Here is a 26719-nt window from a genome sequence, read left to right on the forward strand (position 1 = left end):
CCGCCGCAGCAACGTGAGCGATAGCCCGAACGTTGCATTTCGACCAGCTCGACGCCCAGCGCTTGCAGCACCGCGCGGGGGGCTTCGTATTCACCGTTGTAGCGGCCCAGGTAGCAAGGGTCGTGATAAGTCACGCGCGCCGCTTGGCCCGGCGCCAGTCGCAACCGACCAGCCTCGATCAACTGATTGATGAAGGTGCTGTGATGCCAGACCGGGTAGTCAGCGTCCTGTCCTTCTGGATAGAAGGCACCGTATTCGTTCTTGAGCACGTGGAAGCTGTGCGGATCGCAGGTAACGACACAGTCGAAGCGATACTGGGACAGCGTGGCGATGTTGCGCCGCGCCAGCGACTGGAAGGTTGCCTCATCCCCGAGACGACGCGCCACATCACCACTGTCACGCTCTTCATTGCCGAGTACGGCGAAATCGACGTCGGCAGCGCGCAACACCTTGACCAGGGCGCGCAGCGTGCGTTGATTGCGCATATCGAAGACGCCGTCACCCAACCACAGCAACACTTCGGCGCGCTCGACGTCGGCCATCAACGGTAGTTCGAGATCCGCCGCCCAGTTGAGTCGTCCACCGGGATCGAAACCGCCGGGATTGTCGGTGGCGATCAGGTTGTCGATCACCTCGGCGCCTTTACCAGGCGTCGCGCCTTCTTCAAGGGTCAGATGGCGGCGCATGTCGACGATGGCATCGACATGCTCGATCATCATCGGGCATTCCTCGACGCAAGCCCGGCAGGTGGTGCAGGACCACAGCGTCTCGGCATCGACCAGCGCCTTGCCGTCTTTGGTGGAAGCCGGCGCGACGATGGGACCATGCGGTGAGCCTTGGTGTTCACTCACCGAGCGGTCCCCAGCCTCTTGAGAAGGGTGGGAGCTGCCGGCATATTGGGCATCGCTCCCCCCGGCCATGCCCACTACCATGTCCTGAATCAATTTCTTGGGATTGAGCGGCTGGCCCGCAGCGAAAGCTGGGCAGACCGCTTCGCAGCGCCCGCATTGCACACAGGCATCGAAGCCCAACAGTTGGTTCCAGGTGAAATCGGTGGGCTGGCCGACACCCAATGGCGCCTCGGTATCGTCGAGATCGAGCGACTTGAGGCCGGTGGAGGGATATCCACCGTATTGCGTATCGGAAAAGCGCTCGGGACGGCGATGAAAGGCCAGATGCAAGGCGCCGGCGAAGGCATGCTTCATCGGCCCGCCCCAGGTCATTCCTACCACCAATTCCGCCAGGCCCCAGGCCACCACGGCGGCCAGCACCAGTGCGATCAGCCAGCTACCCGCGGCGTCGGGCAGTATGCCCAACGCCGGCAGGGTGACCGCGAAGATGCCCAGCGAAAAAGCCATCAGGCTCTTGGGCAAGCGCATCCACGGCCCTTTCGACAAGCGTGCCGGTGGGTTACGCCGCCGCCGGACGACGAACAGGCTACCCGCGAACATGATCGCGCTGGCCGCCAGCAGCAACCAGCCTAATATGCCCTCGGCAAGGCCCAGTCCGTGGACGACGATCGCCAGCCCCATGGCGGCGACGAAACCACCGGCAGTAGCCACGTGAGTATTGGCCATCACCTTGTCGCGCGCCACCACATGGTGCAGGTCGACCAGATAACGGCGCGGCATCGCGGCCAGGCCGCGGAAGATAGATACCTGCGATGCTCGTCCCCGGCGCCACAGGCGCACACGCCGCCAGGCACCGAGCGCAGCTACCGCCAAGGCAGCGAAGAGCAGTATCGGCAAGAGGATATCGAGCATATTAACCACCTCACTTTGGGGCTACGAGCTGCGGGCTCCGGGCTCCGGGCTCCGGGCTACAGTGTTGCTCGCAGCTCGTTGCCCGAAGCTCGTGGCTGACGCGAAGCGTCTTCAGAAATCCTTGCAGATCCGCAGGGCATCGTAGATCGCCGCGTGCGTATTGCGCGGCGCCGTGCAGTCGCCCACTCGGAACAGCAGGAAGCCAGATTGTGCGTCGTCGTCTAGCGTTGCCAGGCTGGGTTGCGGCGCGGCGGCGTAGAGCGCTTCGAGATCGAGTTGACCATGATTGCGCGAGCGTTCCTTGAGCGCGTAATAAAGCGATTCATCCGGGCGCACGCCATTTTCGACCACCACCTGATCAACCACGCGCTCTTCCTGGACGCCGGTGTATTCGTTCTCCAGTACCGCTACCAGCGATGCGTCCTCGCGATAGACCTTATGCAGCGCCAGGTCCGAGGTCATGATGACCTCCTTCTCGTAGAGGCTACGGTAGTAGGTGGGAAAGGTCGTACCACCAACCGCGCTCCCGGGCTTGGTGTCATCGGTGACGATCTCCACCTGAGCGCCCTTTTCGGCCAGATAGTCGGCCACCGAGACCCCGGTGAATTCACAGAGAGTATCGTAAACCAGCACGTTCTTGCCCGGCGCCACGTCACCGCCGAGGACATCCCAGGCACTGACGACCAAGCTTTCGTCGCGATCTTGTGTATAGCCCCATTCCGGGATCTGGGTCAGAAACGGCTGACCACCGGTGGCGAGGAGAACGATGTCGGGACGCAGGTCATCGATCGTCGCCTCGTCGGCGTGCACACCCAGGCGGACATCGACCTTGAGCCTCGTCAGCTCGAGCTGAAACCAGCGCGTAATGCCGGCAATCTGATCGCGCTGCGGCGCCTTGGCGGCCAGCGTAATTTGCCCTCCCAACGCTTCGGCACCTTCGAACAACGTGACTGAATGGCCACGCTCGGCGGCGACGCGTGCCGCTTCCATGCCACCCGGGCCACCGCCTACGACCACCACCTGCCGTTGGGGGCCGGCGCTTTTCTCGATCTCGTGCGGCATCCCCATGTGCTCGCGGGAGGTCGCCGCATTCTGGATGCACAACACGTCGAGGCCCTGATACTGGCGATCGATGCAGTAATTGGCACCCACGCACTGCTTGATCCGGTCGGTCTGCCCCATCTGGACCTTGGCGATCAGGTGCGGGTCGGCGATATGCGCCCGGGTCATGCCCACCATGTCGACGTGGCCGCCTTCGAGAATACGGTTGGCCTGGGTGGGATCCTTGATGTTCTGAGCATGGATCACCGGCGCGCCGACCACCTCCTTGATACCCGCCGCCAGATGCAGGAACGGCTCCGGCGGATAGGCCATGTTGGGAATCACGTTGGCCAGGGTGTCGTGAGTATCGCAGCCCGACCCCACTACACCGAAGAAGTCGACCTGGCCGGTGGCATCGTAGTAGGCGGCGATATCCTTCATATCGTCGTGAGTCAAACCATCCGGGTGAAACTCGTCGCCACAGATGCGCATGCCGACCACGAAATCGTCGCCGACCTCGGCACGTACCGCCTTGAGCACTTCCATGCCGAAGCGCATGCGGCCCTCGAAGCTACCGCCCCATTCATCGGTACGCTTGTTAACGCGCGGACTCCAGAACTGGTCGATCAGGTGCTGGTGTACGGCGGAAAGCTCGACGCCATCCAGACCGCCTTCTTTTGCGCGCCGCGCGCCCTGAGCGAAATCGTCGATGACCCGCCAGATGTCTTCTTCTTCGATAGTCTTGCACGTCGAACGGTGCACCGGCTCACGAATCCCCGAGGGCGATAGCAGCACCGGCCAATCGTGACCATCCCACCGCGAGCGACGCCCCATGTGGGTGATCTGGATCATGATCTTGCCGCCGTGCTTGTGAACGGCAGCCGAGAGGTTCTGGAAATGCGGAATGATGCGGTCGGTGGTCAGGTTCACCGAACTCCACCAGGGCTGGGGGCTGTCGATCGACACCGGCGACGAGCCGCCGCAGATAGAAAGACCCACGCCGCCCTTGGCCTTTTCTTCGTAGTATTTGACGTAGCGATCGGTGGTCATGCCGCCATCGGTGGCATGGACCTCGGCATGAGCGGTGCTGACCACGCGGTTGCGAATGGTCAGCTTGCCGATCTCGATGGGTTGGAAAAGCGCGTCGAATGCCATCGTGAAAACCTCAGCCGTCGATTGGGGAACGGGGCGTGACCTGGAAGTAGCCGACATCGCAGCCCGGCTCGGCGGCGCTTTGGGTCTGCTCGGCGATGGTACGCAGATCACTACCATGCGCGGCGAGAATCTGATCCATCGCCCCGGCGAACCAGCCGGTGAACATGTAATCCACCTTGTGGCCGACCTTGCCCTGTTGATAGACGAAGGCGCTGTCTTCCAGGCGTACACGGGCACGGCCCGCATCGAGATCGAAGGCCTCGGTGAAAAAGCGTCCCCAGCCGCGTTGAGAGAGTCGCTTCATGTAATGTTCAAAGACATCCACACCTTCCAGGCCATGGCATTCGGCTTCCTTTTCGCACCAGTGCCAGGCGCTCTTGTAGCCGGCCTGGTAGAGAATCTCGGCATAGGTCTCGATACCCAGCGCCTGCTCTACGGCGACGTGATTGTTGATAAAGAAATGGCGCGGTACGTAGAGCATGGGGAGCGCATCGGTGGTCCACACGCCGGTCTCGCTATCCACTTCGATGGGCAGTTCGGGAGGCATCTTGGTCACGGTCTTAGTCCTCAAATCTTGCTGATTATTATGGCCTGGCGCGGCTTCGAGCTTCGAGCTTCGAGCTTCGAGCTTCGAGCCTCGAGCAGCATGATGGCTCACAGCCATAGCTCGCCGCTCGTGGCTTATATCTCGTGGCCCGTAGCCCGTTACTCGTAGCTGGCCGTCATTCGCCCCATACGTCCTTGAGCACTCGCATCCAGTTCTCACCCATGATCTTGCGCACCTGTCGCTCGCTCATTCCGCGTCGCAAGAGCGCCTCGGTGAGGTTGCCGAACTCGCCGATGGTGCGAATACCCTCGGGATTGATGATGGTGCCGAAGTTGGTCAGGCGCCGGGCATAGCCCTTGTCGTGGGTGAGCCACTCGAAGAAGGCTTGATCCTGCCCCTGGGTGAAATCGGTGCCGATCCCGATGGCGTCCTCTCCGACGATGTTCATCACGTATTCGATGGCTTCGACGTAGTCATCGACAGTGGCGTCGACACCGGCGCGCAGGAAGGGAGTAAACATGGTCACGCCGACGAAACCGCCATGCTCGGCGATGAAGCGCAACTCGGCATCGGACTTGTTGCGCGGGTGTTCCTTGAGGCCGGACGGTAGGCAATGGGAGTAGCAGACCGGCTTCTCGGACGTCTCGATAACTTCACGAGAGGTGGTCTCGCCAACGTGGGACAAGTCGCACATCACACCCACACGATTCATTTCGGCGACGATCTCGCGACCGAATCCGGAAAGACCGCCGTCGCGCTCGTAACAGCCGGTGCCGACCAGATTCTGGGTGTTGTAGCACATCTGCACGATACCCACGCCGAGGCGCTTGAAGACCTCTACGTAGCCGATCTGATCCTCGAAGGCGTGGGCGTTCTGGAAACCGTAGATAATGCCGGTCTTGCCTTCTTCCTTGGCGCGGGTGATATCGGCGGTGGTGCGCACGGGCCTCACCAGATCATCGCACGCTGCAAGTAGTGCGTTAGTCTGGACGATATTATCGACGGTGGCCTGAAACCCTTCCCATACCGAGACGGTGCAATTGGCAGCGGTCAAACCGCCCCGGCGCATGTCTTCAAGTAGTTCGCGGTTCCATTTGGCGATGACCAGGCCATCGATGACGATGGCGTCGTCGTGCAGTGCTTGCGCGGTCATGAGTATCGCTCCGGGGATGGTGTCATGCGGCCAGCTTAGCCCCGTCCCCGAGACCGTCGACGCTTGGAAGCGACGAGGAAAATTCCAAATGCGTCACGCCTTGTCATCGGTATTAACGCAACGAGGCCGCCCGATGATCGGACGGCCTCGTTGGAAGCGGTACCTCGGCCGCATGAATAGCGCGAATACGCGCTACCCCAAATGCACACTCGCGTAGGTGGGCTCGCCCTGCGCCTGAGCCAGGGCCTGCATCGCACTGGAGGCACGGGACGCGACATAAGCATCGTCTTCATTGCCCGCAGCGAGGTTGGCGGGCGTCAGCGTCACGCTGGCGCTCGCCAGACGCGTCAAGCGTTCGTCACGCGGCGGCGTGCCGAAGTATTCTCGATAGCACTTGGAAAAATGCGGTGTGGAAACGAACCCGCAAACCGAGGCGATTTCGATAATCGACATCGAGGTCTGGCGCAGCAGTTGTCGGGCACGGGTCAGACGCAGCTTGAGGTAATAGCGCGACGGCGAGCAACTCAGATATTTCTGGAAGAGGCGCTCGAGTTGGCGACGCGAGACGTTGACGTAGTTCGCCAGTTCATCAAGGGCAATGGGCTCTTCCAGGTTAGCCTCCATCAGCGACACGATCTCGAGCAGCTTGGGCTGGCTGGTGCCCAGTACATGCCGCAGCGGCACACGCTGCTGGTCTTGCTCGCCACGCATGCGATCGCAAATGAACATGTCGGAGATCGCCGCCGAGAGCTCGCGGCCATGATCACGGGCGATCAGCGTCAGCATCATGTCCAACGGCGCGGTCCCGCCAGAAGCCGTGGCGCGGTCGCGGTCGATGGAGAACAAACGGGTGGTCAGCGTAGCGCTTGGGTAAGCTTCCTGGGCAGCGGCCTGGAATTCCCAGTGAATGCTGCATTCGTAGCCATCGAGCAGCCCCGCCTTGGCCAGTGCCCAACTGCCGGTACACAGCGCGCCGATGCGTCGCGACTGGCGCGCCTGCGCCTGCAGCCACAGCACATGTTCACGTGTGACATGACGCTGGATGCCGACGCCGCCACACACGAACACCATGTCGAGTGCCAACGGCTCGTGCATGCCGTTATCGGGCGTGATCAGCAATCCATCGCTGGCCCGTACCGCCTCTCCGTCCGGGCTCAACGTGGTCCACTGGTAAAGTTCACGCCCCGCCAACTGATTGGCCATACGCAACGGCTCTACTGCCGAGGCCAACGAGATCAGCGTGAAATTATCCATTAACAAGAAACCCAAACGCAGCGGCGCATCGGGGGCGGTAGGCGGCGCGGGACGATCGCTCGTCATGGCCATCAGCGGTTCTCCTCGGGTCACGTTCGGAGCCACTGGTAGTGCTTCACCAGGGGTGTATTGTCATTGTCGGAAATTGGTTTCTACGTCTTGAGTGTGACGAGATGACGCCCCTTCAACGTATCTAAAAGCGTCATCTCATGCTATCAAAAACGACATCCCTATGACGTTTTCAAGAAAATGCCCCGCGCCAGTTCATCGCCTGGGCGGGGCATGGGTCCAGCACGGCACCTAGCAGGCTATCGGCCTTGACACCGCTCTGCCACTAACGCTTTCGCTGCAGACGCTCGGCGTGATAGCGCAGATGCTCTTCGATGAAGGTCGCGATGAAGAAATAGCTATGATCGTAACCCGGCTGACGGCGCAGGGTCAGCGGATGGTCGTGCTTCTCACAGGTAGCCTCGATGCGCTCGGGCATGAGTTGTTCGTCGAGGAAGTTATCCGCCTCGCCCTGATCGATGAACAGCGGCTGGCGCGATGCGCCCTTGGCGATCAGTTCGCAGGCGTCGTATTGCGTCCATTTGCCATGATCCTCGCCGAGATAGGCGGTGAAGGCCTTCTGCCCCCAAGGCGAGACAATGGGATTGACCACCGGAGCGAACGCCGAGACTGAAGAATAACGCCCAGGTTGGCGCAAGGCCAACACCAGCGCGCCATGACCGCCCATGGAATGTCCGCTGATGGCTTCCCGCCCGTTGAGCGGGAAATGTTGACGCGCCACCGAGGGCAGCTCCTCGGTAACATAGTCGTACATACGATAGTGCTTGGACCACGGCGCCTGATTGGCATTGACGTAGAAGCTCGCGCCGGAGCCGAAGTCATAACTGTCGTGCTCACCGGGGAGGTCGGTGCCGCGCGGACTGGTGTCCGGACAAATGATGGCCATGCCCAGCTCGGCGGCCACACGTTGCGCGCCGGCCTTCTGCATGAAGTTCTCGTCGTTGCAGGTCAGCCCCGAGAGCCACCACAGCAGCGGTACCTTGTCGGTTTCCGCCTGGGGCGGCAGATAAATGGCGAAGATCATCTCGCAATCGAGCGCACGCGAGTGGTGCTTGTAGCGCTTCAGCCAACCGCCGAACGACTTGGTGGCGGAGACCAGCTCCAGCGATTCGGATATGGTCATGGTGCTCTCCCTGAGAAACCGGCGGCATCAAGCCGCCGGCGGATGGAACGACATCGGCACGCGCCCGGGCGTATATCAGACGCTTTTCGCGCAACATCAGGCGCGATGGCTCAATCCCGAGCGCGTATCAAGCGCCTTTCGTGCGGCATCGGGCGCGATGAATCAGATGCTTTTCGCGCAGCTTCGGGCGCGTGTCAAAAGTGCAGCACGGTACGAATGCTCTTGCCGGCGTGCAGCAACTCGAACGCCTCGTTGATCTCCTCGAACGCCATGTCCTGAGTGACGAACTCATCGATCTTGAGCTTGCCATTCATGTAGTCGTCGACGTAACCCGGCAGTTCGCTACGGCCCTTGACGCCACCGAAGGCAGAGCCTTTCCAGACGCGCCCGGTCACCAGTTGGAACGGCCGCGTGGAAATCTCCTCTCCGGCCCCGGCGACGCCGATGATGATCGATTCGCCCCAGCCCTTGTGGCAGCACTCCAGTGCGCTGCGCATGACGTTGACGTTGCCGATGCACTCAAAAGAATAATCGACGCCACCATCGGTCAGGTCGACGATCACCTGCTGAATGGGGTCCGAGTAGTCCTTGGGATTGACGAACTCGGTGGCACCGAACTGACGCGCCAGGTCGAACTTGTCGGGATTGACGTCGATGGCGATGATCCGGCTCGCCTTGGCCATCTGCGCACCCTGGATGACCGCCAGGCCGATGGCGCCGAGACCGAATACGGCGATAGTAGCACCCGGCTCGACTTTGGCGGTGTTCATCACCGCGCCGATGCCAGTGGTGACGCCACAGCCCAGCAGGCAGATCTTGTCCAGCGGCGCCTCGGAGGACACCTTGGCCAGCGAGACCTCGGGCAGCACGGTATATTCGCTGAACGTCGAGCAGCCCATGTAGTGGTGCAGCGACTGGCCGTCCTTGGAAAAGCGCGAGGTGCCGTCGGGCATCACGCCCTTGCCCTGGGTGGCACGGACCGAACTGCACAGATTGGTCTTGCCGGAGAGGCAGAACTTGCACTGACCGCACTCGGCGGTATACAGCGGAATGACGTGATCGCCGGGCTTGAGGCTGGTGACACCCTCGCCGACTTCCTGGACAACACCTCCCCCTTCATGACCCAGCACCGCCGGAAAGTTGCCTTCCGGATCGGCTCCGGAGAGAGTAAAAGCGTCAGTATGGCAAACGCTGGTTGCCTTGATCTGAACCAGTACCTCGCCGGCTTTGGGCCCTTCGACGTCGATCTCGGCAATCTCCAGCGGTTTGCCAGCTTCCCAAGCGATGGCGGCGCGTGATTTCATCAGGCATTCTCCTTCGTCGATCATGGCGGCGCCCGATGCGCCAGCAAAGGCAGTCTAGGCGCGCGTGGTTAACCCCACCAGTCTAGGCAGTTGGCGCGCTTGGATAAATGCTTACGACGTCACAACATTATTGCCGTGGAGCAACAATGCAGCGCTGGGATCGCATAGAGGCTTTCATCGAAGTCGCCCGCTTGGGCTCATTTTCCGCCGCTGCACGGCATCTGAAGGTTTCCACCTCACACGTAAGCCGCTCGATTGGGCAGCTCGAGAGTCAACTCGGCACGACGCTCTTGTACCGCACCACGCGCCAGACGCGTCTCACCGACGCTGGCGCTCTCTACTATCGGCATTGCCGCCATTTATTCGATGGCTTTCGCGAGGCAGAGGAAGCCATCGTCGACTTCCAGTCGCGACCCAAGGGCACATTGCGACTGACCTGTGCCACCACCTTCGGCGAGCGCTACATCGCCCCGCTGGTCAACGATTTCCAGCGTTTGCACCCGCAGCTCGAAGTCGACATGCACTTCACCAACCGCCAGGTCGAGTTGATCGAGGAAGGGTTCGACGTTGCTATCCGCATGGGCGTGCTGCGTGACTCGAGCTTGATCGCGCGACGGTTATGCGAGCGTCGCGAATACGTCGTCGGCGCGCGCGAATACTTCGAGCGCGCTGCACCGCCACATTCATTGGCCGAGTTACCCCATCACAACTGCCTGCGCGGTTCTCGCGATAGCTGGCTGTTCGAGGTCAACGGCCAGCGCCGGGAAATACGTATCGAGGGCCGCTGGCGCGCCAATTCCGGGCCGGCACTGCTCGATGCGGTATTGAAAGGCCTGGGACTGGCGCAATTGCCGGACTACTACGTGGCGCCGCACTTGGCGCAGGGACAGCTAGTGTCGGTGCTGGATGCCTATCAGTTCACCGACACTGCAGTGTGGGCAATCTATCCGCGTCACCGGCATCTCTCGCCCAAGGTGCGTCAGTTCGTCGACTTCCTGGTCGCGCGACTGTCGGACACGCTACAAGCCTGACTCGCACCCCTCGCGACAGCCTCGTGGCTCATTCTCCCGAGGTAGGCCATAGCCCATCACGCAGATACCGCCCGGCGAATTCGGCTTCATGCGCCAAGGCATCGGGATCGAGCAATTCGACCCACTGGCGCTCTCGAATCAGCAGTCCATCCTCGCGGAACCCGCTCAATGTCCGGCTGACATGTACCGAGGTGAGGCCCAGCGCATCGCCCAGTTGCTGTTGCGACAGCGGCAGGCGAAAACGCCGCGTGGCGTATGGCATGGTGCGCTGCAAACGCATGTACATCTCGTAAATCAGGTGGGCCAGCTTCTGGCGCGCGCTGCGTCGTGCCAGATTGATCAGACGCTCTGTCAACAAGGCCTGCTGTTGCGAAGACACGGCGAAGAAGATCATCGACAGCGTAAAGGATTCGCGAAACACCTCGATCAGGCGTCGGTGAGGAAAATCACAGACGACGCCGTCGTCGATCATCATTACCCCGGAGAGGCGCTCTTGAAAAGCGAATTCGCGCAGACCGATGACGTCCCCCGGAAGCAATATCTCGAGAATCTGACGCGAGCCGTCCTCCATATCGCGGAAGGAATACGCCCACCCCTTGGAGAGCGTGCAGAAACGCCCTGCCGGATCGTCGGTTTGCCATAGCGCCTCGCCGCGTTCGACCTCACGCGGCTCGCGTTCGAGCGAGTCCAACAGCGCCTCGTCACTCTCGGTAAGATCCGCGTAATGCCGGAAATGGCGGATGATACAGCTATCTGTCTCGCTCATGAGCGACCTTCTTTCTGTTTCTTCGGAGTCCTGAACGGGCTGCCGAGCCTATCCCGGCAACACTATGCGCACTATGTTGCGAGGGAATAAAACCATAGAAGACCGCACGGTGCGATCCCGAATCAAAAAAAAGGCGCCACACGGGCGCCCCAAAGGGTTGATCGAACGATTCAGTGTCAGCATTCGATGGCATTCACCGCCAGGCCACCACGCGAAGTTTCCTTGTACTTATCCTGCATGTCGGCGCCGGTATCGCGCATGGTACGAATGACGCGGTCGAGGGACACGAAATGTTCACCGTCGCCCCCCAGCGCCATCTGCGCGGCGTTGATCGCCTTCACCGAAGCGATGGCGTTGCGCTCGATGCATGGCACCTGTACTAGTCCGCCGATAGGGTCGCAGGTCAAGCCCAAGTTGTGCTCGAGTCCAATCTCGGCGGCGTTCTCGACCTGCGCGGGCGTGCCACCCATTACCTCGGCCAACCCGGCGGCAGCCATCGCGCAAGCCGAGCCGACCTCGCCTTGGCAACCCACCTCGGCGCCGGAAATCGAGGCATTCTTCTTGCACAGGATGCCAATCGCGCCGGCCGCAAGCAGGAAGTCGACGACATCGCGTTCACAGGCATCCGGCTGAAACTGCATGTAATAGTGCAATACCGCCGGCACGATGCCCGCCGCACCGTTGGTCGGCGCAGTCACCATGCGCCCACCGGCAGCGTTTTCCTCATTGACGGCCAAGGCGAAGACATTGACCCAATCCATCGCTGAAAAGGTCGAGGCGATCACGCTGGTGTTGTCGCTGGCCGCCTGCAGGCGCCGATGTAGCGTGCTGGCCCGGCGTTTGACATTGAAACCACCGGGTAGCACGCCATCATGGCGCAAGCCATTGTCAACGCAGGCCTTCATTGCCTCCCAGATACGCCACAGCGCGTCACGAACGTTTGCTTCGTCGCACCAGGCTTTCTCGTTGTCGAGCATCAGCTCGCTGATGCGTAGCCCATGCGTGCGGCACAGCATGAGCAGTTCTTCCGCAGTTGCGAAATCGTAAGGTAACGTGGTGGTATCGGTATCCAGTGCACCGTTGGCGGCCTGCGACTCGTCGACGACGAAACCGCCGCCCACGGAGTAATAGGTATTGCGATACAGCTCTTCGCCGTGAGCATGGGCTATAAGGCGCAACGCATTGGGATGATAGGCAAGCGACTCTTCATACCACTGCATGTCGCGTGCCCAGGGAAATGAGATCGGCTGCTGACCGGCAAGCAGCAAGGTCTGCGATTCGCGCAGTTCTTCCATGCAGGCGGGGACTATCTCCGGATCGATGCATGCAGGGCGCTCGCCCATGAGCCCCATGATCACTGCCTGATCGGTACCATGCCCTTTGCCAGTAGCGCACAACGAGCCATGGAGATGCACTTCGATGCGAGTGACACGCGTCAGCCAATCATGCGAGCGCAGCTCATCGATGAAGTCACAGGCCGCACGCATGGGGCCGACCGTATGCGAACTGGACGGTCCAATTCCCACTTTAAACAGATCGAACACACTGATTGCCATGCATGACACCTCGAACAGTCTTTATGCATCAAAATTACTAAACGAACTTGTTAGCAGCTCGATTTGACTTTAGCTTGAAGGCAGCCTGGATGCCGGGCAACGGAGAATAATTCGATCAAGCTTTAGAATGGCTAAATCATGAGCCGCACCCTGCACGCCCAAACCCACGCTTGGCTCAAGGTCTTCGCGATTAGCGCGCGGCACCTTTCCTTCACCCGGGCCGCCGAAGAACTACACGTCACCACCGGCGCGGTCAGCCAGCAGATCAAGCAGCTCGAGGCGCGGCTCGGCTTCAAGCTGTTTCGCCGCCTGCCACGGCGCCTGGAACTCACCGATGAAGGACAACGCCTGGCAGCGGTGGTCGATCAGGCCTACGATGCAGTAGGCATGGAGGTGCGTCGCCTGCGTACGGGGGTCATGAGCGGCGTGCTGCGCTTGCGTTGTGTGCCCTCGTTTCTGGCCAAATGGCTAATGCCACGACTGACGCGGCTGCAGGCGCGCTTTCCGGACATCGAGTTGCATGTCGCATCCGAGGACAGCAACCTGTCATTGCGTGAAGGCGAATTCGAACTGGCCATCGACCTCAACGATGGGCGCTACGCCGGCTTTCAAATCACGCCGCTGATGGACGAAGAAATCTTCGCGGTATGTTCGCCGCAACTGTTGCGCCGACGCCCGCCGCTGGTGCGCCCCGAGGATCTGGGCTACTACCCATTGTTGCATGACGTGACCGCATGGCGCGGCAGCCACGATTACGCCGAATGGGAGCACTATCTGCACGCGTTGGGCGACGAATCGGTCAACGTGCGGCGCGGCTACACCTTCAATCGCAATCACTTGACCGTAGAGGCGGCCATCGCTGGCATGGGCGTAGCGATTGCACGGCGCACGCTGATTACCGATGAGTTCGATAGCGGTGCACTGATCGCGCCATTCACCGGCGCCGTGGCCACCGGCAAGACCTATGGCCTCGTCTATCCCCCTGGGGCATTGGATGATCGGCGTGTGCGTGCCGTGCACGACTGGATCGTCGAGGAAGCGATGCGCAGCGGCGAACGTTGAATTCGCCCCCAACTACGAGACGTTTTTGCGAAACGCACCGCAAAACGTTTAAGGTCTTGATGGCAAAAACGACTCAATTATGCAAATTTATTGAGTACGATACGTTTTAACGACAATACGCTAGCCGCCAAGCGGCATATCTCGCGTCACCGACGCAATCTACGCTTACCTGAGACGGAGAATTCTCATGGACAAACATTCGCAGGATGATGCGGCCCAAGAGCCGAATGAGGGCTCAGAGGGTATTCCGGCTCCGGATGGGCCAGCAAACCTGATCGATACCGATTATGTGATAGGCCAGGACAATATCACCTCCACTAAGTTCGGTATCGACTTCGATCTACATGGCAAGGTGTTCACGATCTCCTCCTTGGTGATCCTGTTTTTCGTCATCGTGACGTTGGCGTTCCAGAACCAGGTAGCCCCGGTTTTCAATACCATGTTCTCGTTCTTGACGGGCAGCATGGACTGGTTCTTCATTCTTGCCGCTAATATTTTCGTGGTCCTCGCCGTCGTACTGATTTTCACGCCGCTGAGCAAGGTCCGCCTGGGCGGCGCCAAAGCCACGCCGGATTTCAGCTATGCCGGCTGGTTCGCCATGCTGTTCGCAGCGGGGATGGGCATCGGCTTGATGTTCTACGGTGTCTCCGAGCCGCTGACCCACTTCGGGACCTCGCTTGCGGGTGATGGCAGCGCCCCCCTGGGTGGCGCCGAGGGCAACGAGCAAGCGGCAGCGCAGTTGGGCATGGCAGCAACGATTTTCCACTGGGGACTGCATCCCTGGGGTATCTATGCCATCGTCGCCCTGTCGTTGGCGTTGTTCTCCTATAACAAGGGTCTCCCGCTGACCATGCGCTCGATCTTCTACCCGATCCTGGGTGAGCGCGTCTGGGGATGGCCAGGCCACGTCATCGATATCCTGGCGGTCTTCGCCACACTCTTCGGTCTAGCGACCTCGCTGGGTCTGGGTGCTTCGCAGGCCTCTGCGGGGCTGCACCACCTGTTCGATACGCCCAATACCAACGTCACCATGGTGATACTGATTCTGGCTATCACTCTGGTGGCGCTGGTCTCGGTCGTTGCCGGTGTCGACAAGGGCGTGCAACGCCTCTCGCAGCTCAACATGGCCCTCGCCTTTTTGCTGCTACTCTTCGTCATCTTCGTCGGGCCAACGCTACTCATCGCAACAGGGTTCTTCGAGAACCTGCTCGGTTACGTCAAGAATCTACCCGGCCTCTCCAACCCCTTCGGTCGTGAAGATAGTGGATTCACACAAACCTGGACGGCATACTACTGGGCCTGGTGGATTTCCTGGTCTCCGTTCGTCGGGATGTTCATCGCCCGCGTCAGCCGTGGCCGTACCGTACGTGAATTCTTGATCGCAGTGCTGCTGGTGCCGACACTGGTCTCGATCCTGTGGATGACCGCTTTCGGGGGCACCGCTATCGACCAGGTCGTCTCCGATGGATTCAGTGGCGTGCAGGACGCTGCGCTGGAGCTTCAGCTGTTCACCATGCTCGGCCAGCTACCACTGACGGCGATCACCTCGTTTGTGGGCATCGTGTTGGTGATGGTGTTCTTCATCACCTCCTCGGATTCCGGCTCGCTGGTCATCGACTCGATTACCGCCGGCGGCAAGGTCGACGCACCCAAGCCTCAACGCATTTTCTGGGCGTTGATCGAAGGTGCAATCGCCATCGCCCTGCTGTTGGGCGGTGGCCTCACCGCACTACAAACGGCGGTCATCACCACGGGCCTGCCCTTCACGCTGGTCTTGCTGGCGGCCTGCTACGCCATCATCAAAGGCTTGATGAGCGAACCACGCAGCAACTAAGCGAATTCCTGAATTCGCGACGCATAGAAGGCGGCCCATGGGCCGCCTTCTTCGTTTCCAGACCTATTCACGCCCCCTTTACAAAACGCCACGCTCGTCTGACTAGCTCCAGATCTCGCTCAGTGGCGTCTCGGGGCTGTAGCGATGAGCAATCTGCGCTTGCAACAATTCGGCGGTCGCCATGGCATCGATCAAGGCATGGTGCGCCTGATAGGGCGGCAAACCATAGCGCGTGCGGCTATCGGGCAGCCGGATCGAGGCCGGCGGCCGTCCCATCCAGCGTCGAAAACGCGCCCATAAAGGCTGACGGTGTAGACGCGCTTCCAGCGACATGGTGTCGATTACCGGAAAGTGAATGCCCTCGCCACGTCGCGCCCTGACGGCCGCATTCAGGAAAGTGCGCTCGATATGGCGATAATGCACCACGACGATGCGCCCGGCCATCGCGGCCAATAACTCGTCGAGCACATCATCAAGGTCGGGGGCCTGCTCGATCTCGCTATGGGTAATATGGTGAAAGGTGATCGAGCGCTCATTGAGCGGGCGCGGCGGCCTCACGACCCAGTAACGACGCTCGGCGAGCCGTATGCGCCGCAGATCGAAAGGCACCACGCCGATGCTGACGATGGCATGACGCTGCTCATCTAGGCCAGTGGTTTCCATGTCCATGGCCAACATCGGTACATCACCGATTGGGGTCTCCGGCGTGGGCACACCGACATCGAAGTAGCTTTCCAATGCCGTATCACGCGCCTGCTGGTGACGCGCCATGAAATAATCCGCCCATGTCGGCGGCTGCGGGTGTCGGCGTGAACGCAGTGGCTTCATTCAAATATCAGCGTTTCTGGGAAGGCATGGGATAACGGAACTTCAGGAATTTCTGGGCGTTGCTCAATACCTGAAAGGCGTCCTTGAGATTGTGGCGTTCGTTATCCGAGACGTTTTCGGGCTCAATGTTATTGTCCGGTTCACGCTCTTCCTGGATATCGATGACCTGATGACGAATTCGCACCATGGCGATAAATTCCAGGGCGTAGCGAATCCGCTCCCCGGAGTGGCCGGCGAGCAATCGCGTTTTGTTGATATCCTCGAGACGGTCGAAAGAGTTCTGCGCCCGCGAGCCACAAGCCAGCGCATGCACACGGATCAGATCGACCAAGGGTGCCGTACCGCGCCGCTTGAGATTGATCGTGTTGTTCTGTTCGCCGTCTTTTTCCATTACGAAAGTGCGGAAAAAACCAAGCGGGGGCGTACGATTCAGCGCATTGCGCGCCATCGCGGCCAGAAAGCGTGGACGCTGAGAGGCGCGCTCGGCGACCAGATCCTGCAAGGACTCGGCGAACGCCTCGTCGCCATAGACACTATCAAGATCGAAGAAGATCGAGCTATGCAGCAAACGCTCGGCGCTGGGGTCGTCGATCCAGTCACGAAAATATTGCTGCCACACGTGCAACGGCTGCCGCCAACGCGCATTGGTCGCCATGACGTCGCCCTTGCAATAGCTATAACCGCAGGCCGCCAATCCATCACTGACGCGTTGTGCCAATGTCAGGAAGTACGCGTCGTGCTGCTCGGGGTCGAAGCTGTCATCGAGTACCAGAGCATTGTCCTGGTCGGTGACGATGGATTGCTCATTGCGCGCCATCGACCCCAATGCCATGAAGCAATATGGCACTGGCGGCGGCCCCAGCTCTTCCTCGGCAAGCTCCAGCAAGCGGCGTGTAAACGCGCGCCCGATGCTCGACAGCGAACTACCAACCATCTGCGAGTTGTCGTCTTCGTTGACCATACGCACGAACGCCGCACGCACATCGCGACTCATCGTGGCTAGACCCTCAGCATTGGGCTGGCGAAAGATATTGTCCACCAGATACAGACTACTATTGGTCTCGTGGCGCACGATATCGGATAGATGTAACACGCCCACCGGGCGCCGCCGATACAGGACAGGCAGGTGATGGATATTGTTGCGCAGCATGCGCAACATCGCTTCATACACCGACTCGTCAGACTGAATGGTGATCGGGCGCTCGTCGATAAGCTCCCCCACTGTAGTACTCGTTGGACGCCCCTTGGCCAGGACACGGTTACGTAAGTCATGGTCAGTGAGGATCCCGATCATGCGGCGCAGTTGCCCATCTTCATGGGTGAAGGCATGCGAATCATCCGGTGTTTGCGGCGCCGCCAGCACCAGTACCGAGGAGGCACTGTGCTCCCCCATACGCTGCGCTGCCTCCTGCACCGTGGCACCGCTTTCTACCATCACCGGTGCCCGGGTGGCCAGCTTACGTACCCGCGTCACCAGCATCTCATGGCCTTTGCGTTGCTGGTCGACGGTAGACTCCAGACGCGGGCGCTCGACCTCGACGAAATCGGCAAAGTTGTCGTCCGCTTCGCACAAGTGTTGAAACGCCGCAAGGGGAATGAAGTAGATCAACGTATCTTCGATTGCCCGGGCCGGGAAACGTACGCGCTGATCGCGCAGCAGGTCGAACTGGCCAAATATATCGCCTTCGCTGAGGCGGTTGTAGAGATCGCCGTTGCGGCGATAAAGGTCGATAGCACCACTACGAATGTAGTGAAGGTACTCGACGGCGTCCCCATGATGGTAAATATCGGTCTCAGCCTGAAAGTACCCAACCTCGACCTGACTGGCCAGCTCATCGAGCAAATCGTCAGACAGCTGCTCGAAGGGCGGAAACTGTGCCATGTGCTGACGAATCTCCAGCAATTCTACTTGCATGCGACCACTCTCCGCCGATGGTAGGACAATACCGTTAGTCTGAGATTCTACCCAGGCTCTGTAAAGGACTACCTTGTAGATCGGAAACGGTGTTTCTTAAGAGTCGTTTTCTTGCTAATATTAAACATTCATCGACGCCCTAATCACCGTCGCTTCGACGCACGCTAGAGACTACGTATGACGCACTCTCCCCAGCCCCCCGAAGATGATGTCACCTTTAAGGCAACTTGCCTTCGCACAGTATGCTATATCGTGATCGTCGCCGGCATCATGCAGCTAACTATGCTGGATGCTCGATCGGGTGTAGATAAATTTTCGGAGCTTTCTTTTACGGAGTTCACGCAGGCGATACTGCTACTCTTGAACACCTTGATGATGGGTTACATCTATCGTCGCCCGGGCGCTATCCCTCATGTCAGCCTGCTGCTCGGCGCATTCTTCCTCGCTTCCTTTGTGCGAGAAAACGATAGTTGGCTAGATCTCTATGCATTTGATGGCAGCTGGCAGGTGATCGTGGCCCTGATCGTGCTGCCGACGCTATTCATGGTAATTCGCCATCGGCATGCCTTTGCCGAAGAGTTCAAATCGATCGCCAACAGCTTTGGCTTCGGGATATTCGCCGCCGGCTTCCTCACGACTTATGTTTTCTCGCGCCTTTATGGCCGTTCCGCGTTCTGGGAAGCCATGCTCGGCGACCACTTCCAGCGCGTCATCAAGGACGCCGCCGAGGAGGTGACCGAACTTGCCGGATATATGCTGCTCTTCTTCGCCTGCATCGAGCTGGTGCTACTGGTGCGTCGTCGCTTCCGCCATCATGGCTGAAACGACCGCCTTCATACGTAGCACATAAGAAACCCGCGAGCTTGAACTAGCTCGCGGGTTTCTTGGTTCTAGCCTCGCTCACTCGTCAAGGAAAGTGCGCAACGGCTCGGAACGCGAAGGATGACGCAGCTTGCGCAGCGCCTTGGCCTCGATCTGGCGGATGCGCTCGCGGGTTACATCGAACTGCTTACCGACCTCTTCCAGCGTGTGGTCGGTATTCATGTCGATCCCGAAGCGCATGCGCAGCACCTTGGCTTCGCGCGCCGTCAAGCCGCTCAGCACGTTGCGCGTCGACTCGATCAGGCCCTCACCGGTGGCCAAGTCGATCGGCAACAGCATCGTGCCATCCTCGATGAAATCGCCGAGATGCGAGTCGTCGTCGTCACCGATCGGCGTCTCCATGGAGATCGGCTCTTTGGCGATCTTGAGTACCTTGCGCACCTTATCTTCCGGCATCTCGAGACGTTCTCCCAGCTCTTCCGGCGTCGGCTCGCGGCCCATTTCCTGCAACATCTGGCGCGAGACGCGGTTGAGCTTGTTGATAGTCTCGATCATGTGCACCGGAATACGAATGGTGCGTGCCTGATCGGCGATAGAACGCGTGATCGCCTGGCGAATCCACCAAGTGGCATACGTCGAGAACTTGTAGCCACGGCGGTATTCGAACTTATCTACCGCCTTCATCAACCCGATGTTGCCTTCCTGAATGAGATCCAAGAATTGCAGGCCGCGGTTGGTATACTTCTTGGCAATCGAGATCACCAAGCGCAGGTTGGCCTCGACCATTTCTTTCTTGGCACGACGCGCCTTGGCCTCACCAATCGACAACCGGCGATTGACCTCTTTGATATTCGTGACAGGCAAACGCACCGCTTCTTCCTCGAAGCCGATCTTGCGCTGAGCACGCAGAATATCGGCACGAAACGGCTCGATACGCTCGGCATACTTGGAATGCTTGGTCTTGAAACGATCCAGCCATTCGAGGTCGGACTCGGCACCCGGGAAAGAGCCGATGAAGGTCTTGCGTGGCACCTTCGCCTGCTTGACGAAGATCTGCATGATGGCCTTTTCCTGACCACGGATCTGCTCGATGCTGATGCGTACTTGCCCCACCAGACGCTCGAAGTGCTTGGGCACCAGCTTGATCGGCGAGAACAGCTCGGCAAGGCGCGCTTGTTCTTGATTCGCGTCCGACGAGCCCAAGCCATGCTTGTCGATTGCGGCCTTGGCACGCTCGTTCTGTTCGCGAATCTGCTCGAAACGCGCCTTTGCTTCCTCGGGATCCGGACCGCCACCGGTTTCCTCTTCCTCAGCCTCATCGGCGTCTTCAGGATCATCACCGTCCGCGACACTCTGCTCGGGGACGGGCGCCGGAATCTCCGCCTCGGCCACACCGGGAATCCCCTCATCGGGATCGATGAAGCCCGAGAACAAATCAGAAAGCCGTCCCGGTGCTTCCTCGTCCTGAGTGGCATCATAGGCCTCCAGGACGGAGTCCACGGCCCCCGGCAAATAAGCCAGCGAAGACATCACCTCACGGGTGCCTTCCTCGATGCGCTTGGCGATCTCGATCTCGCCTTCGCGCGTCAACAACCCCACCGTGCCCATCTCGCGCATATACATGCGCACGGGGTCGGTGGTGCGCCCGACGTCGCTCTCGACCGCCGCCAAGGCAGCGACGGCTTCTTCCGCCGCGGACTCATCGGTCGATTGGTCGGACATCATCAGGGTATCTTCGTCAGGTGCTTCCTCGACGACGCTGATACCCATGTCGTTGATCATCGCGATGATGTCTTCCACCTGATCGGGATCGGCGATATCCTCGGGAAGGTGGTCATTGACTTCCGCATAGGTTAGGAAGCCTTGCTCCTTACCCTGGGCGATCAACTCCTTCAGACGTGACTGCTGCGTATTTCCAGCCATAGAAACCCTATCTCAACAATGGAGCACCTGGAAGCGAACGGACCGAAACGTTGCTAAGCCTGCCAGTATAGCCGCTAAGGACATTTTACTGCCAGTGTCGTATTTGTCTTGTCATCCAAGTGTGCTAGTTTGTTCGGCTACCCTTTCCGATATTGCCTAGTAAATGGCGACGTTTTGCGCCAATTCAACCCGTCGTGGCAGGCATCTCCTCCACGACCATCATGTTGGACGAGCACCGCCCTTCAATTCCATCAGCAGCTCGTTCAACTGCTGGCGCTCTTCCCTGGACAGGCACTCTCCGGCCTGCATCCGGGCCAACAGGGCGTCATACTCTTCCTGCGGCGAACGCTGCGAATGACGTTGACGCAGCCCATCGACCAGACCATCCACCTCGACGCCGCGTGCGTCGCGTGGCATCAATAGCTCCCGACGCGCCAGCCAGGCCAGTCGCTCACCTTCGGGCGTGCCATGAAAATGCGCCAGCAAGACCTGCGCATTGCGATACCCCCCCGCACGGATCAAGCGCACCACTTCGTGACACAGTGCTCCATCGCCCTCGTCGGCGGGGCACCAGTCGAGCGTCTCGGGCAAGCGCTCCACCAGGCCAGGCTCATGCACCAACAAATGCAACAAGCGGCCGACAAGGCTCAAAGCGCCACGCCGTCCGCCTGACACCGCCTCTCGCGGAGTCGTCGTTTCTGGAGGCGCCCCTTCCTGCGCCTCGGTGAGGCCAGAACCCTGTATACCATGTGTCTTATCGGCACGCGCCAGCAATGCCTGAAAGTTCGCTTGTTCGACGCCCGTACGCTGCGAGAGTTCGCGCAGCAATAGCGATTTCAACACGCCTTCCGGCAGACGCTCCAAGGCCCGCAATACCGTGGTAGCGAAGCGCTCACGCTCTTCGATGTGCTTGAGGTCGCGCCCCTCGGCCGCCTGATCGAAAAGAAACTCCGAAAGAGGCGCGGCACATAGCACCCGATTCTCGAAAGCCTCAGTGCCTTCACGCCGTATCAGAGTATCCGGGTCTTCGCCTTCGGGAAGAAACAGAAAGCGCACCTGGCGCCCATCGATCATCGACGGCAGCACTGTCTCCAGCGCGCGGCGTGCTGCCTGGCGTCCAGCCTGATCGCCGTCGAAACAAAACACCACCTCGCCCACCAGGCGGAACAGGCGTTGCAAATGATCTTCGCTAATCGAAGTGCCCAGGGTCGCGCAGGCGTTGCGAATCCCGAATTGGGCCAACGTCACGACATCCATGTAACCCTCGACGACCAGCATGCGTTCCAGCCGCGCGTTGGCCTGACGCGCCTCATAGAGGCCGTATAGCTCGCGCCCCTTGTGAAACACTGGCGTCTCGGGCGAGTTGAGGTACTTGGGCTTGGCGTCCCCAAGCACACGTCCACCGAATGCAATGGTGCGCCCCTTCCAATCGCGGATCGGAAACATCACCCGATTGCGAAAGCGGTCGTAGCTGCGCCCAGAATCTTCGCGATGCACCAGCAGCCCGTATTCGACCTGTACCGCATCACTGATGCCGCGCTCCCCCAAATGGCGCTTGAGCGCTTCCCATTTGTCTGGAGCGAAGCCGATACCGAACTCGCGAACGACATCCTCGGACAGCCCGCGCCGCTCGAGATAATCACGCGCGTCACTGCCCTCAGCCATCACCAGGCGTTCGCGGAAGAAACTCGCCGACAACTCGAGCAGGTTGACCGCCTCTTCTCGCCGCTGCTCACGCTGCTGGGCACGCGGATCGTCATCGCCTTCGCGAGGCACGTCCAGCCCCAATCGCGACGCCAACTGTTCGACCGCCTCGGGAAAGCGCAGGTGATCGAACTCCATCAAGAAGCGCAGCGCATTGCCGTGCACGCCGCAGCCGAAACAGTGATAGAACTGCTTCTCGGCACTGACGGTGAACGATGGCGACTTTTCCTGATGAAAGGGACAAAGGCCCGAGTAGTTGCGACCGGCCTTCTTGAGCTGAACGCGTTCGCCGACGAGCTCGACCACGTCGGTGCGAGCCAGCAAGTCATCGATGAAGCGTTGAGGTATCTGTCCAGCCATGGCGGGGAAGCGCTCGACGAAACGTTGTCTGTATCGCGGAAATCACGGAGCCAGGCATCGCGGAAACAGCGAGGCGGGAAAAACAAGCGGCCACCCGATGGCAGCCGCTTGGCGTCCCTCTAAAAAGCGACCGAAGCCGCTTCTAGTACGGATCAATACAGCCGTTCGAAACGCTTGCGCTCACGCTGCAGCTTCTTCGCATGACGCTTGACCGCCGCAGCAGCCTTGCGCTTGCGCACTGCGGTGGGCTTTTCATAGGTCTCACGACGACGCACTTCGGAGAGAACGCCGCCTTTTTCGCAAGAACGTTTGAAACGCCGCAGGGCGACGTCGAACGGCTCGTTGTCACGTACTTTTACAGAAGGCATTAACCAATCACCTACCTTAAGGAAAGATGAGTTCGGATTGAACGCACACCTAGTCAGCTCAAGTTCGGCTAATGCCGAACGGCATGACGAGTGCACGACCCAGTCTTGCAGAACACAGTATTCTAGTCGTCGTAAGATTGCTTTGCAAAGCCTTTACTCGAGCTTTTACCTGACGGCCCCTGCCACACACGCCGTGAAAGGCGTAGAATAGCGGGCTTCACAAGATAGCGGGGACATGATGACACATGCGGGTATTGGGCATTGAGACCTCCTGCGACGAAACCGGCGTCGCCATCTACGATACCGAGCGTGGCTTGATCGCCGATGCGCTGCATAGCCAAATGACCATGCATGCCGAATTCGGCGGCGTAGTGCCGGAGCTCGCTTCGCGCGATCATACTCGCAAATTGCTGCCGCTGATTCGCCAGGTACTCGACGACGCCGGACTGCGCGGCAACCAGCTCGACGCCATCGCCTACACAGCAGGCCCCGGTCTGGTCGGCGCCCTGATGGTCGGTGCTTCGACCTCGCACGGCCTGGCGCGCGCCTGGGGCATCCCGGTGCTCGGCGTGCACCATATGGAGGGGCATCTGTTGGCGCCAATGCTCGAGGACACGCCGCCTGACTTTCCATTCGTGGCATTACTGGTCTCGGGCGGGCATACGCAGCTCGTCGAGGTGCACGGACTCGGACGCTATCGACTGCTCGGCGAGTCGGTCGACGATGCCGCAGGCGAGGCCTTCGACAAGGCCGCCAAGATGCTCGACCTGCCCTATCCCGGCGGCCCACAGGTGGCCAAGCTCGCCGAACACGGCGACCCCGCACGATTTCGTTTCCCGCGCCCCATGACTGACCGCCCGGGGCTCGACTTCAGCTTCTCCGGGCTCAAGACGCATACCCTGACCACCGCCCGAAAGCTCCAGGAAGCTGGCCCCCTCAGTGACCAAGACCGCGCCGATATCGCTCGTGCCTTCGAGGAAGCCGTCATCGACACACTGGTCATCAAGTGTCGCCGCGCCCTCGATGACACGGGGCTCAAGCGTCTCGTGGTAGCCGGTGGGGTCAGCGCTAATCATCGCCTGCGCGAGCGTCTCGACCATGCAATCACTAAGCGCCACGCGCAGGCTTTTTATCCGCGTGGGCGCTTCTGCACCGACAACGGCGCGATGATCGCCTACGTCGGCGCACAGCGCCTGCTCGCCGGTGAAAGCGACGATGCAGCGATGCAGGCGACTCCACGCTGGCCGCTGGCAACACTCACTCCTCCGGCGGCCTGACGCCACCTTCGCGCGAGGCGCGTGAAAGTCCCGGCTCGCCACCGTGACCCAGGCGGCGAATGTTCCAGGCATGGCGCACAAGCACCAACGCCGAGAAGACGCTCACCACCGGAGTCGCCTCACGCACCAACCAATAACTGGCCAAGGGAGCGAGCAAAGCCGCAGCCAGCGATGCCACCGCCGCAGTGCGCGAGCGCCACGCCAAGAGAGCCCAGCACAGGGCACACACCCAGGCCACCGGCGTAGCGATCATCAGCAGCACGCCAAAGGCACTGGCCACGGCCTTGCCACCGCGCCCACGATGCCACACTGGATAGCTATGCCCCACCAGCACCGATAACCCCACCGCACCTTGTATCCACAGCGGCAACGTCTCTCGCTGCGCTATCCACAACACCGGCATGGCCTTGACCGCATCGACCGCCAGCGTCAAGGCAGCCGGCAACGTCCCATGTACACGCAGGACATTCGAGAACCCGGGATTGCGCGATCCCGCGTAACGCGGATCGCGACGCCCCAACGCACGACACACCCAGACGGCGCCGAGCAGCGATCCGCTCAGATAACCGGCAACCACCAAGGCCGCGACGGGCAAGACTGGAGACATGAGGTGGACTCCCTCGTAGCGTGGGCGACGATGCATGGGCCCCGCCCATGATTCTGCCACCTTCATGGCGTACAATCTAAGGTTTGCGATGCTGCGAAGCGCTGACCAGGCTTTGCCGCATGAAAGCCCGACCTAATGAGGATACGCCGTGGATCACGTGCTGATCGAGGCCCTGGAAGTGGATACCGTCATCGGTGTCTACGACTGGGAGCGCACCCTTCGCCAGCAGCTGCGGCTGGATCTCGAACTGGCGACCGACATCCGTCCCGCCGCAGACCGGGACGATATCCAACTGGCGCTCGACTACGCCGCCATCAGCGAACGTATCGGCACCTTCGCCGAGGCTCATCAGTTCGCGCTGGTCGAAACCTTTGCAGAACGTCTGGCCGAGACCCTGCGCCAGGAATTCACCATCGCCTGGCTCAGCCTGACCGTCCGCAAACCCGGCGCGGTCGCCAATGCTGCCAGCGTGGGCGTACGCATCACGCGGGGGCAGGCATGACACAGGTGACCGTCAGCATCGGCAGCAATATCGACCGCGAGTACCACGTTCTTGCCTGTCTCGACGCCCTCGCCGACACCTTCGGCGACGTGCAGGTATCGCGCGTCTTCGAAAGCGAACCAGTTGGCTTCGAGGACGGACGCAATTTTTACAATCTCGTGGCGGCGTTCCACTCCACCCTCACGATCGGCGAGCTGCAAGCCTGGTGCAAACAGATCGAAGCCGACAACGGACGCCTGCCGGGCAGCCCCAAGTTCAGCCCACGCACGCTGGATATCGACCTGCTCACTGTGGGCGACCGATGCGGCCATATCGAAGGCGTCGATCTCCCGCGTGACGAGATTCTCCACCATGCGTTCGTGTTGCAGCCACTCGCCGAACTGCTGCCGGAGACGTCACATCCCGAAGCAGGACAATCTTATGCCGAGCTATGGGCCGCGTTCACGAACGGCGACCAACACCTGTGGCCCGTGACCTTCACCTGGCGTGGCCGCACGATCTCGCGCTCGGATTGATGCCTCGGGCCGGACGGTCTCTGCTTTCACATTGCGTGACGCTGTCTTTAACAGGCGTCCAACATGATGCTGCCATCGCGCGCATCAGCCTCAAGCTGTTCGCCGCCATTCTGTTGACCAACGTTGATCGGCGGCATGAGCCTTTTGCTCATCGTCCGCAGTTACAGGGTCGGATACCAACACCAGCCCGACGCTTGAACCTACCCGTCACCGACACAATAAAAAGCCACCCGCCTCGAA

At 60.3% G+C, this 26719-nt stretch carries 22 protein-coding genes; 7 read left to right on the top strand and 15 right to left on the bottom strand.

What is annotated here, in order from left to right; all coding sequences use genetic code 11:
* The 7 genes from OP495_RS12060 to OP495_RS12090 form a co-directional block, all read right to left on the bottom strand.
* On the bottom strand, positions 1-1763 hold a 1763-nt coding region (locus OP495_RS12060; RefSeq protein ID WP_280569511.1), incomplete at its 3' end, for a (Fe-S)-binding protein.
* A gap of 111 nt (positions 1764-1874) precedes the next feature.
* Complete coding sequence (gene dgcA / locus OP495_RS12065) at positions 1875-3959, bottom strand: dimethylglycine demethylation protein DgcA (RefSeq protein ID WP_280561847.1); 2085 nt, start codon at positions 3957-3959, stop codon at positions 1875-1877.
* Between the two features lie 10 nt (positions 3960-3969).
* A complete protein-coding gene (locus tag OP495_RS12070; protein WP_280561848.1) occupies positions 3970-4515 on the bottom strand; it encodes a DUF5943 domain-containing protein in 546 nt (181 codons plus the stop codon).
* A 166-nt stretch (positions 4516-4681) separates the two neighbouring features.
* A complete protein-coding gene (locus OP495_RS12075; protein ID WP_280569514.1) occupies positions 4682-5659 on the bottom strand; it encodes a dipeptidase in 978 nt (325 codons plus the stop codon).
* Positions 5660-5851: 192 nt separating this feature from the next.
* Entirely contained in the window at positions 5852-6979 is a 1128-nt protein-coding gene (locus OP495_RS12080; RefSeq protein WP_280561901.1) for a GlxA family transcriptional regulator, read from the bottom strand.
* A gap of 268 nt (positions 6980-7247) precedes the next feature.
* Positions 7248-8105 carry an S-formylglutathione hydrolase gene (gene fghA / locus OP495_RS12085; protein WP_280561851.1) on the bottom strand — a complete coding sequence of 286 codons (858 nt, stop codon included), beginning with the start codon at positions 8103-8105 and terminating at the stop codon, positions 7248-7250.
* Positions 8106-8299: 194 nt separating this feature from the next.
* Positions 8300-9409: an S-(hydroxymethyl)glutathione dehydrogenase/class III alcohol dehydrogenase gene (locus OP495_RS12090; protein ID WP_280569516.1), complete on the bottom strand. Its 1110-nt coding sequence runs from the start codon at positions 9407-9409 to the stop codon at positions 8300-8302.
* A gap of 146 nt (positions 9410-9555) precedes the next feature.
* On the opposite strand from OP495_RS12090, the gene OP495_RS12095 reads away from it, so the two are divergent.
* Complete coding sequence (locus OP495_RS12095; protein ID WP_280569519.1) at positions 9556-10440, top strand: LysR family transcriptional regulator; 885 nt, start codon at positions 9556-9558, stop codon at positions 10438-10440.
* A 28-nt stretch (positions 10441-10468) separates the two neighbouring features.
* Here OP495_RS12095 and OP495_RS12100 read toward each other — a convergent pair whose 3' ends face one another.
* Together OP495_RS12100 and OP495_RS12105 are read right to left on the bottom strand one after the other, a co-directional pair.
* Entirely contained in the window at positions 10469-11206 is a 738-nt protein-coding gene (locus OP495_RS12100) for a Crp/Fnr family transcriptional regulator (RefSeq protein WP_280561854.1), read from the bottom strand.
* Between the two features lie 176 nt (positions 11207-11382).
* The gene (locus tag OP495_RS12105) at positions 11383-12762 is read right to left on the bottom strand and encodes an L-serine ammonia-lyase (protein WP_280569522.1); all 1380 of its coding nucleotides are present in this window, start codon (positions 12760-12762) and stop codon (positions 11383-11385) included.
* 138 nt (positions 12763-12900) lie between these two features.
* Between OP495_RS12105 and OP495_RS12110 the strand changes: the two genes are divergently transcribed.
* Both OP495_RS12110 and OP495_RS12115 read left to right on the top strand, forming a co-directional pair.
* The gene (locus OP495_RS12110; RefSeq protein ID WP_280569525.1) at positions 12901-13824 is read left to right on the top strand and encodes a LysR substrate-binding domain-containing protein; all 924 of its coding nucleotides are present in this window, start codon (positions 12901-12903) and stop codon (positions 13822-13824) included.
* Between the two features lie 187 nt (positions 13825-14011).
* Entirely contained in the window at positions 14012-15658 is a 1647-nt protein-coding gene (locus tag OP495_RS12115) for a BCCT family transporter (RefSeq protein WP_280561858.1), read from the top strand.
* 102 nt (positions 15659-15760) lie between these two features.
* Here the strand turns inward: OP495_RS12115 and OP495_RS12120 are convergent, their stop codons facing one another.
* Entirely contained in the window at positions 15761-16486 is a 726-nt protein-coding gene (locus OP495_RS12120; RefSeq protein ID WP_280561859.1) for a 3'-5' exonuclease, read from the bottom strand.
* 7 nt (positions 16487-16493) lie between these two features.
* The gene (locus OP495_RS12125) at positions 16494-18401 is read right to left on the bottom strand and encodes a DUF294 nucleotidyltransferase-like domain-containing protein (RefSeq protein ID WP_280561860.1); all 1908 of its coding nucleotides are present in this window, start codon (positions 18399-18401) and stop codon (positions 16494-16496) included.
* A gap of 177 nt (positions 18402-18578) precedes the next feature.
* Between OP495_RS12125 and OP495_RS12130 the strand changes: the two genes are divergently transcribed.
* Positions 18579-19223 (top strand): hypothetical protein, encoded by a 645-nt coding sequence (locus OP495_RS12130; protein WP_280569528.1) that lies wholly within the window; start codon positions 18579-18581, stop codon positions 19221-19223.
* Positions 19224-19301: 78 nt separating this feature from the next.
* Here OP495_RS12130 and rpoD read toward each other — a convergent pair whose 3' ends face one another.
* The 3 genes from rpoD to rpsU all read right to left on the bottom strand — a co-directional run bounded on the left by rpoD (position 19302) and on the right by rpsU (position 23578).
* Positions 19302-21146 (bottom strand): RNA polymerase sigma factor RpoD, encoded by a 1845-nt coding sequence (gene rpoD, locus OP495_RS12135; RefSeq protein WP_280561863.1) that lies wholly within the window; start codon positions 21144-21146, stop codon positions 19302-19304.
* Between the two features lie 219 nt (positions 21147-21365).
* Positions 21366-23210: a DNA primase gene (gene dnaG / locus OP495_RS12140; RefSeq protein ID WP_280569529.1), complete on the bottom strand. Its 1845-nt coding sequence runs from the start codon at positions 23208-23210 to the stop codon at positions 21366-21368.
* A gap of 152 nt (positions 23211-23362) precedes the next feature.
* Positions 23363-23578: a 30S ribosomal protein S21 gene (gene rpsU, locus OP495_RS12145; protein WP_040244373.1), complete on the bottom strand. Its 216-nt coding sequence runs from the start codon at positions 23576-23578 to the stop codon at positions 23363-23365.
* 245 nt (positions 23579-23823) lie between these two features.
* Between rpsU and tsaD the strand changes: the two genes are divergently transcribed.
* Positions 23824-24855, top strand: coding sequence for a tRNA (adenosine(37)-N6)-threonylcarbamoyltransferase complex transferase subunit TsaD (tsaD, locus tag OP495_RS12150; RefSeq protein ID WP_280561866.1), 1032 nt, complete (start codon positions 23824-23826; stop codon positions 24853-24855).
* Here the strand turns inward: tsaD and OP495_RS12155 are convergent.
* Entirely contained in the window at positions 24836-25462 is a 627-nt protein-coding gene (locus OP495_RS12155) for a glycerol-3-phosphate acyltransferase (RefSeq protein WP_280561867.1), read from the bottom strand. The two genes, tsaD and OP495_RS12155, sit on opposite strands and share 20 nt — an antisense overlap.
* Positions 25463-25610: 148 nt before the next feature.
* On the opposite strand from OP495_RS12155, the gene folB reads away from it, so the two are divergent.
* Positions 25611-25964: a dihydroneopterin aldolase gene (folB, locus tag OP495_RS12160; protein ID WP_280561868.1), complete on the top strand. Its 354-nt coding sequence runs from the start codon at positions 25611-25613 to the stop codon at positions 25962-25964.
* Entirely contained in the window at positions 25961-26479 is a 519-nt protein-coding gene (gene folK / locus OP495_RS12165; RefSeq protein WP_280561869.1) for a 2-amino-4-hydroxy-6-hydroxymethyldihydropteridine diphosphokinase, read from the top strand. Before folB ends, folK begins: the two co-directional genes overlap by 4 nt.
* The last annotated feature ends 240 nt before the right edge of the window (positions 26480-26719 follow it).

The sequence above is a fragment of the Chromohalobacter sp. 296-RDG genome (genome assembly GCF_029889885.1).
Classification (GTDB): domain Bacteria; phylum Pseudomonadota; class Gammaproteobacteria; order Pseudomonadales; family Halomonadaceae; genus Chromohalobacter.

Excerpts from the sequence above, each read along its gene's own strand:
- dgcA (WP_280561847.1), bottom strand. The coding sequence starts at position 3,959 with ATGGCATTCGACGCGCTTTTCCAACCCATCGAGATCGGCAAGCTGACC.
- OP495_RS12075 (WP_280569514.1), bottom strand. The coding sequence starts at position 5,659 with ATGACCGCGCAAGCACTGCACGACGACGCCATCGTCATCGATGGCCTG.
- OP495_RS12080 (WP_280561901.1), bottom strand. The coding sequence starts at position 6,979 with ATGACGAGCGATCGTCCCGCGCCGCCTACCGCCCCCGATGCGCCGCTG.
- fghA (WP_280561851.1), bottom strand. The coding sequence starts at position 8,105 with ATGACCATATCCGAATCGCTGGAGCTGGTCTCCGCCACCAAGTCGTTC.
- OP495_RS12090 (WP_280569516.1), bottom strand. The coding sequence starts at position 9,409 with ATGAAATCACGCGCCGCCATCGCTTGGGAAGCTGGCAAACCGCTGGAG.
- OP495_RS12095 (WP_280569519.1), top strand. The coding sequence starts at position 9,556 with ATGCAGCGCTGGGATCGCATAGAGGCTTTCATCGAAGTCGCCCGCTTG.
- OP495_RS12100 (WP_280561854.1), bottom strand. The coding sequence starts at position 11,206 with ATGAGCGAGACAGATAGCTGTATCATCCGCCATTTCCGGCATTACGCG.
- OP495_RS12105 (WP_280569522.1), bottom strand. The coding sequence starts at position 12,762 with ATGGCAATCAGTGTGTTCGATCTGTTTAAAGTGGGAATTGGACCGTCC.
- OP495_RS12110 (WP_280569525.1), top strand. The coding sequence starts at position 12,901 with ATGAGCCGCACCCTGCACGCCCAAACCCACGCTTGGCTCAAGGTCTTC.
- OP495_RS12115 (WP_280561858.1), top strand. The coding sequence starts at position 14,012 with ATGGACAAACATTCGCAGGATGATGCGGCCCAAGAGCCGAATGAGGGC.
- OP495_RS12120 (WP_280561859.1), bottom strand. The coding sequence starts at position 16,486 with ATGAAGCCACTGCGTTCACGCCGACACCCGCAGCCGCCGACATGGGCG.
- OP495_RS12125 (WP_280561860.1), bottom strand. The coding sequence starts at position 18,401 with ATGCAAGTAGAATTGCTGGAGATTCGTCAGCACATGGCACAGTTTCCG.
- OP495_RS12130 (WP_280569528.1), top strand. The coding sequence starts at position 18,579 with ATGACGCACTCTCCCCAGCCCCCCGAAGATGATGTCACCTTTAAGGCA.
- rpoD (WP_280561863.1), bottom strand. The coding sequence starts at position 21,146 with ATGGCTGGAAATACGCAGCAGTCACGTCTGAAGGAGTTGATCGCCCAG.
- dnaG (WP_280569529.1), bottom strand. The coding sequence starts at position 23,210 with ATGGCTGGACAGATACCTCAACGCTTCATCGATGACTTGCTGGCTCGC.
- rpsU (WP_040244373.1), bottom strand. The coding sequence starts at position 23,578 with ATGCCTTCTGTAAAAGTACGTGACAACGAGCCGTTCGACGTCGCCCTG.
- tsaD (WP_280561866.1), top strand. The coding sequence starts at position 23,824 with ATGCGGGTATTGGGCATTGAGACCTCCTGCGACGAAACCGGCGTCGCC.
- OP495_RS12155 (WP_280561867.1), bottom strand. The coding sequence starts at position 25,462 with ATGTCTCCAGTCTTGCCCGTCGCGGCCTTGGTGGTTGCCGGTTATCTG.
- folK (WP_280561869.1), top strand. The coding sequence starts at position 25,961 with ATGACACAGGTGACCGTCAGCATCGGCAGCAATATCGACCGCGAGTAC.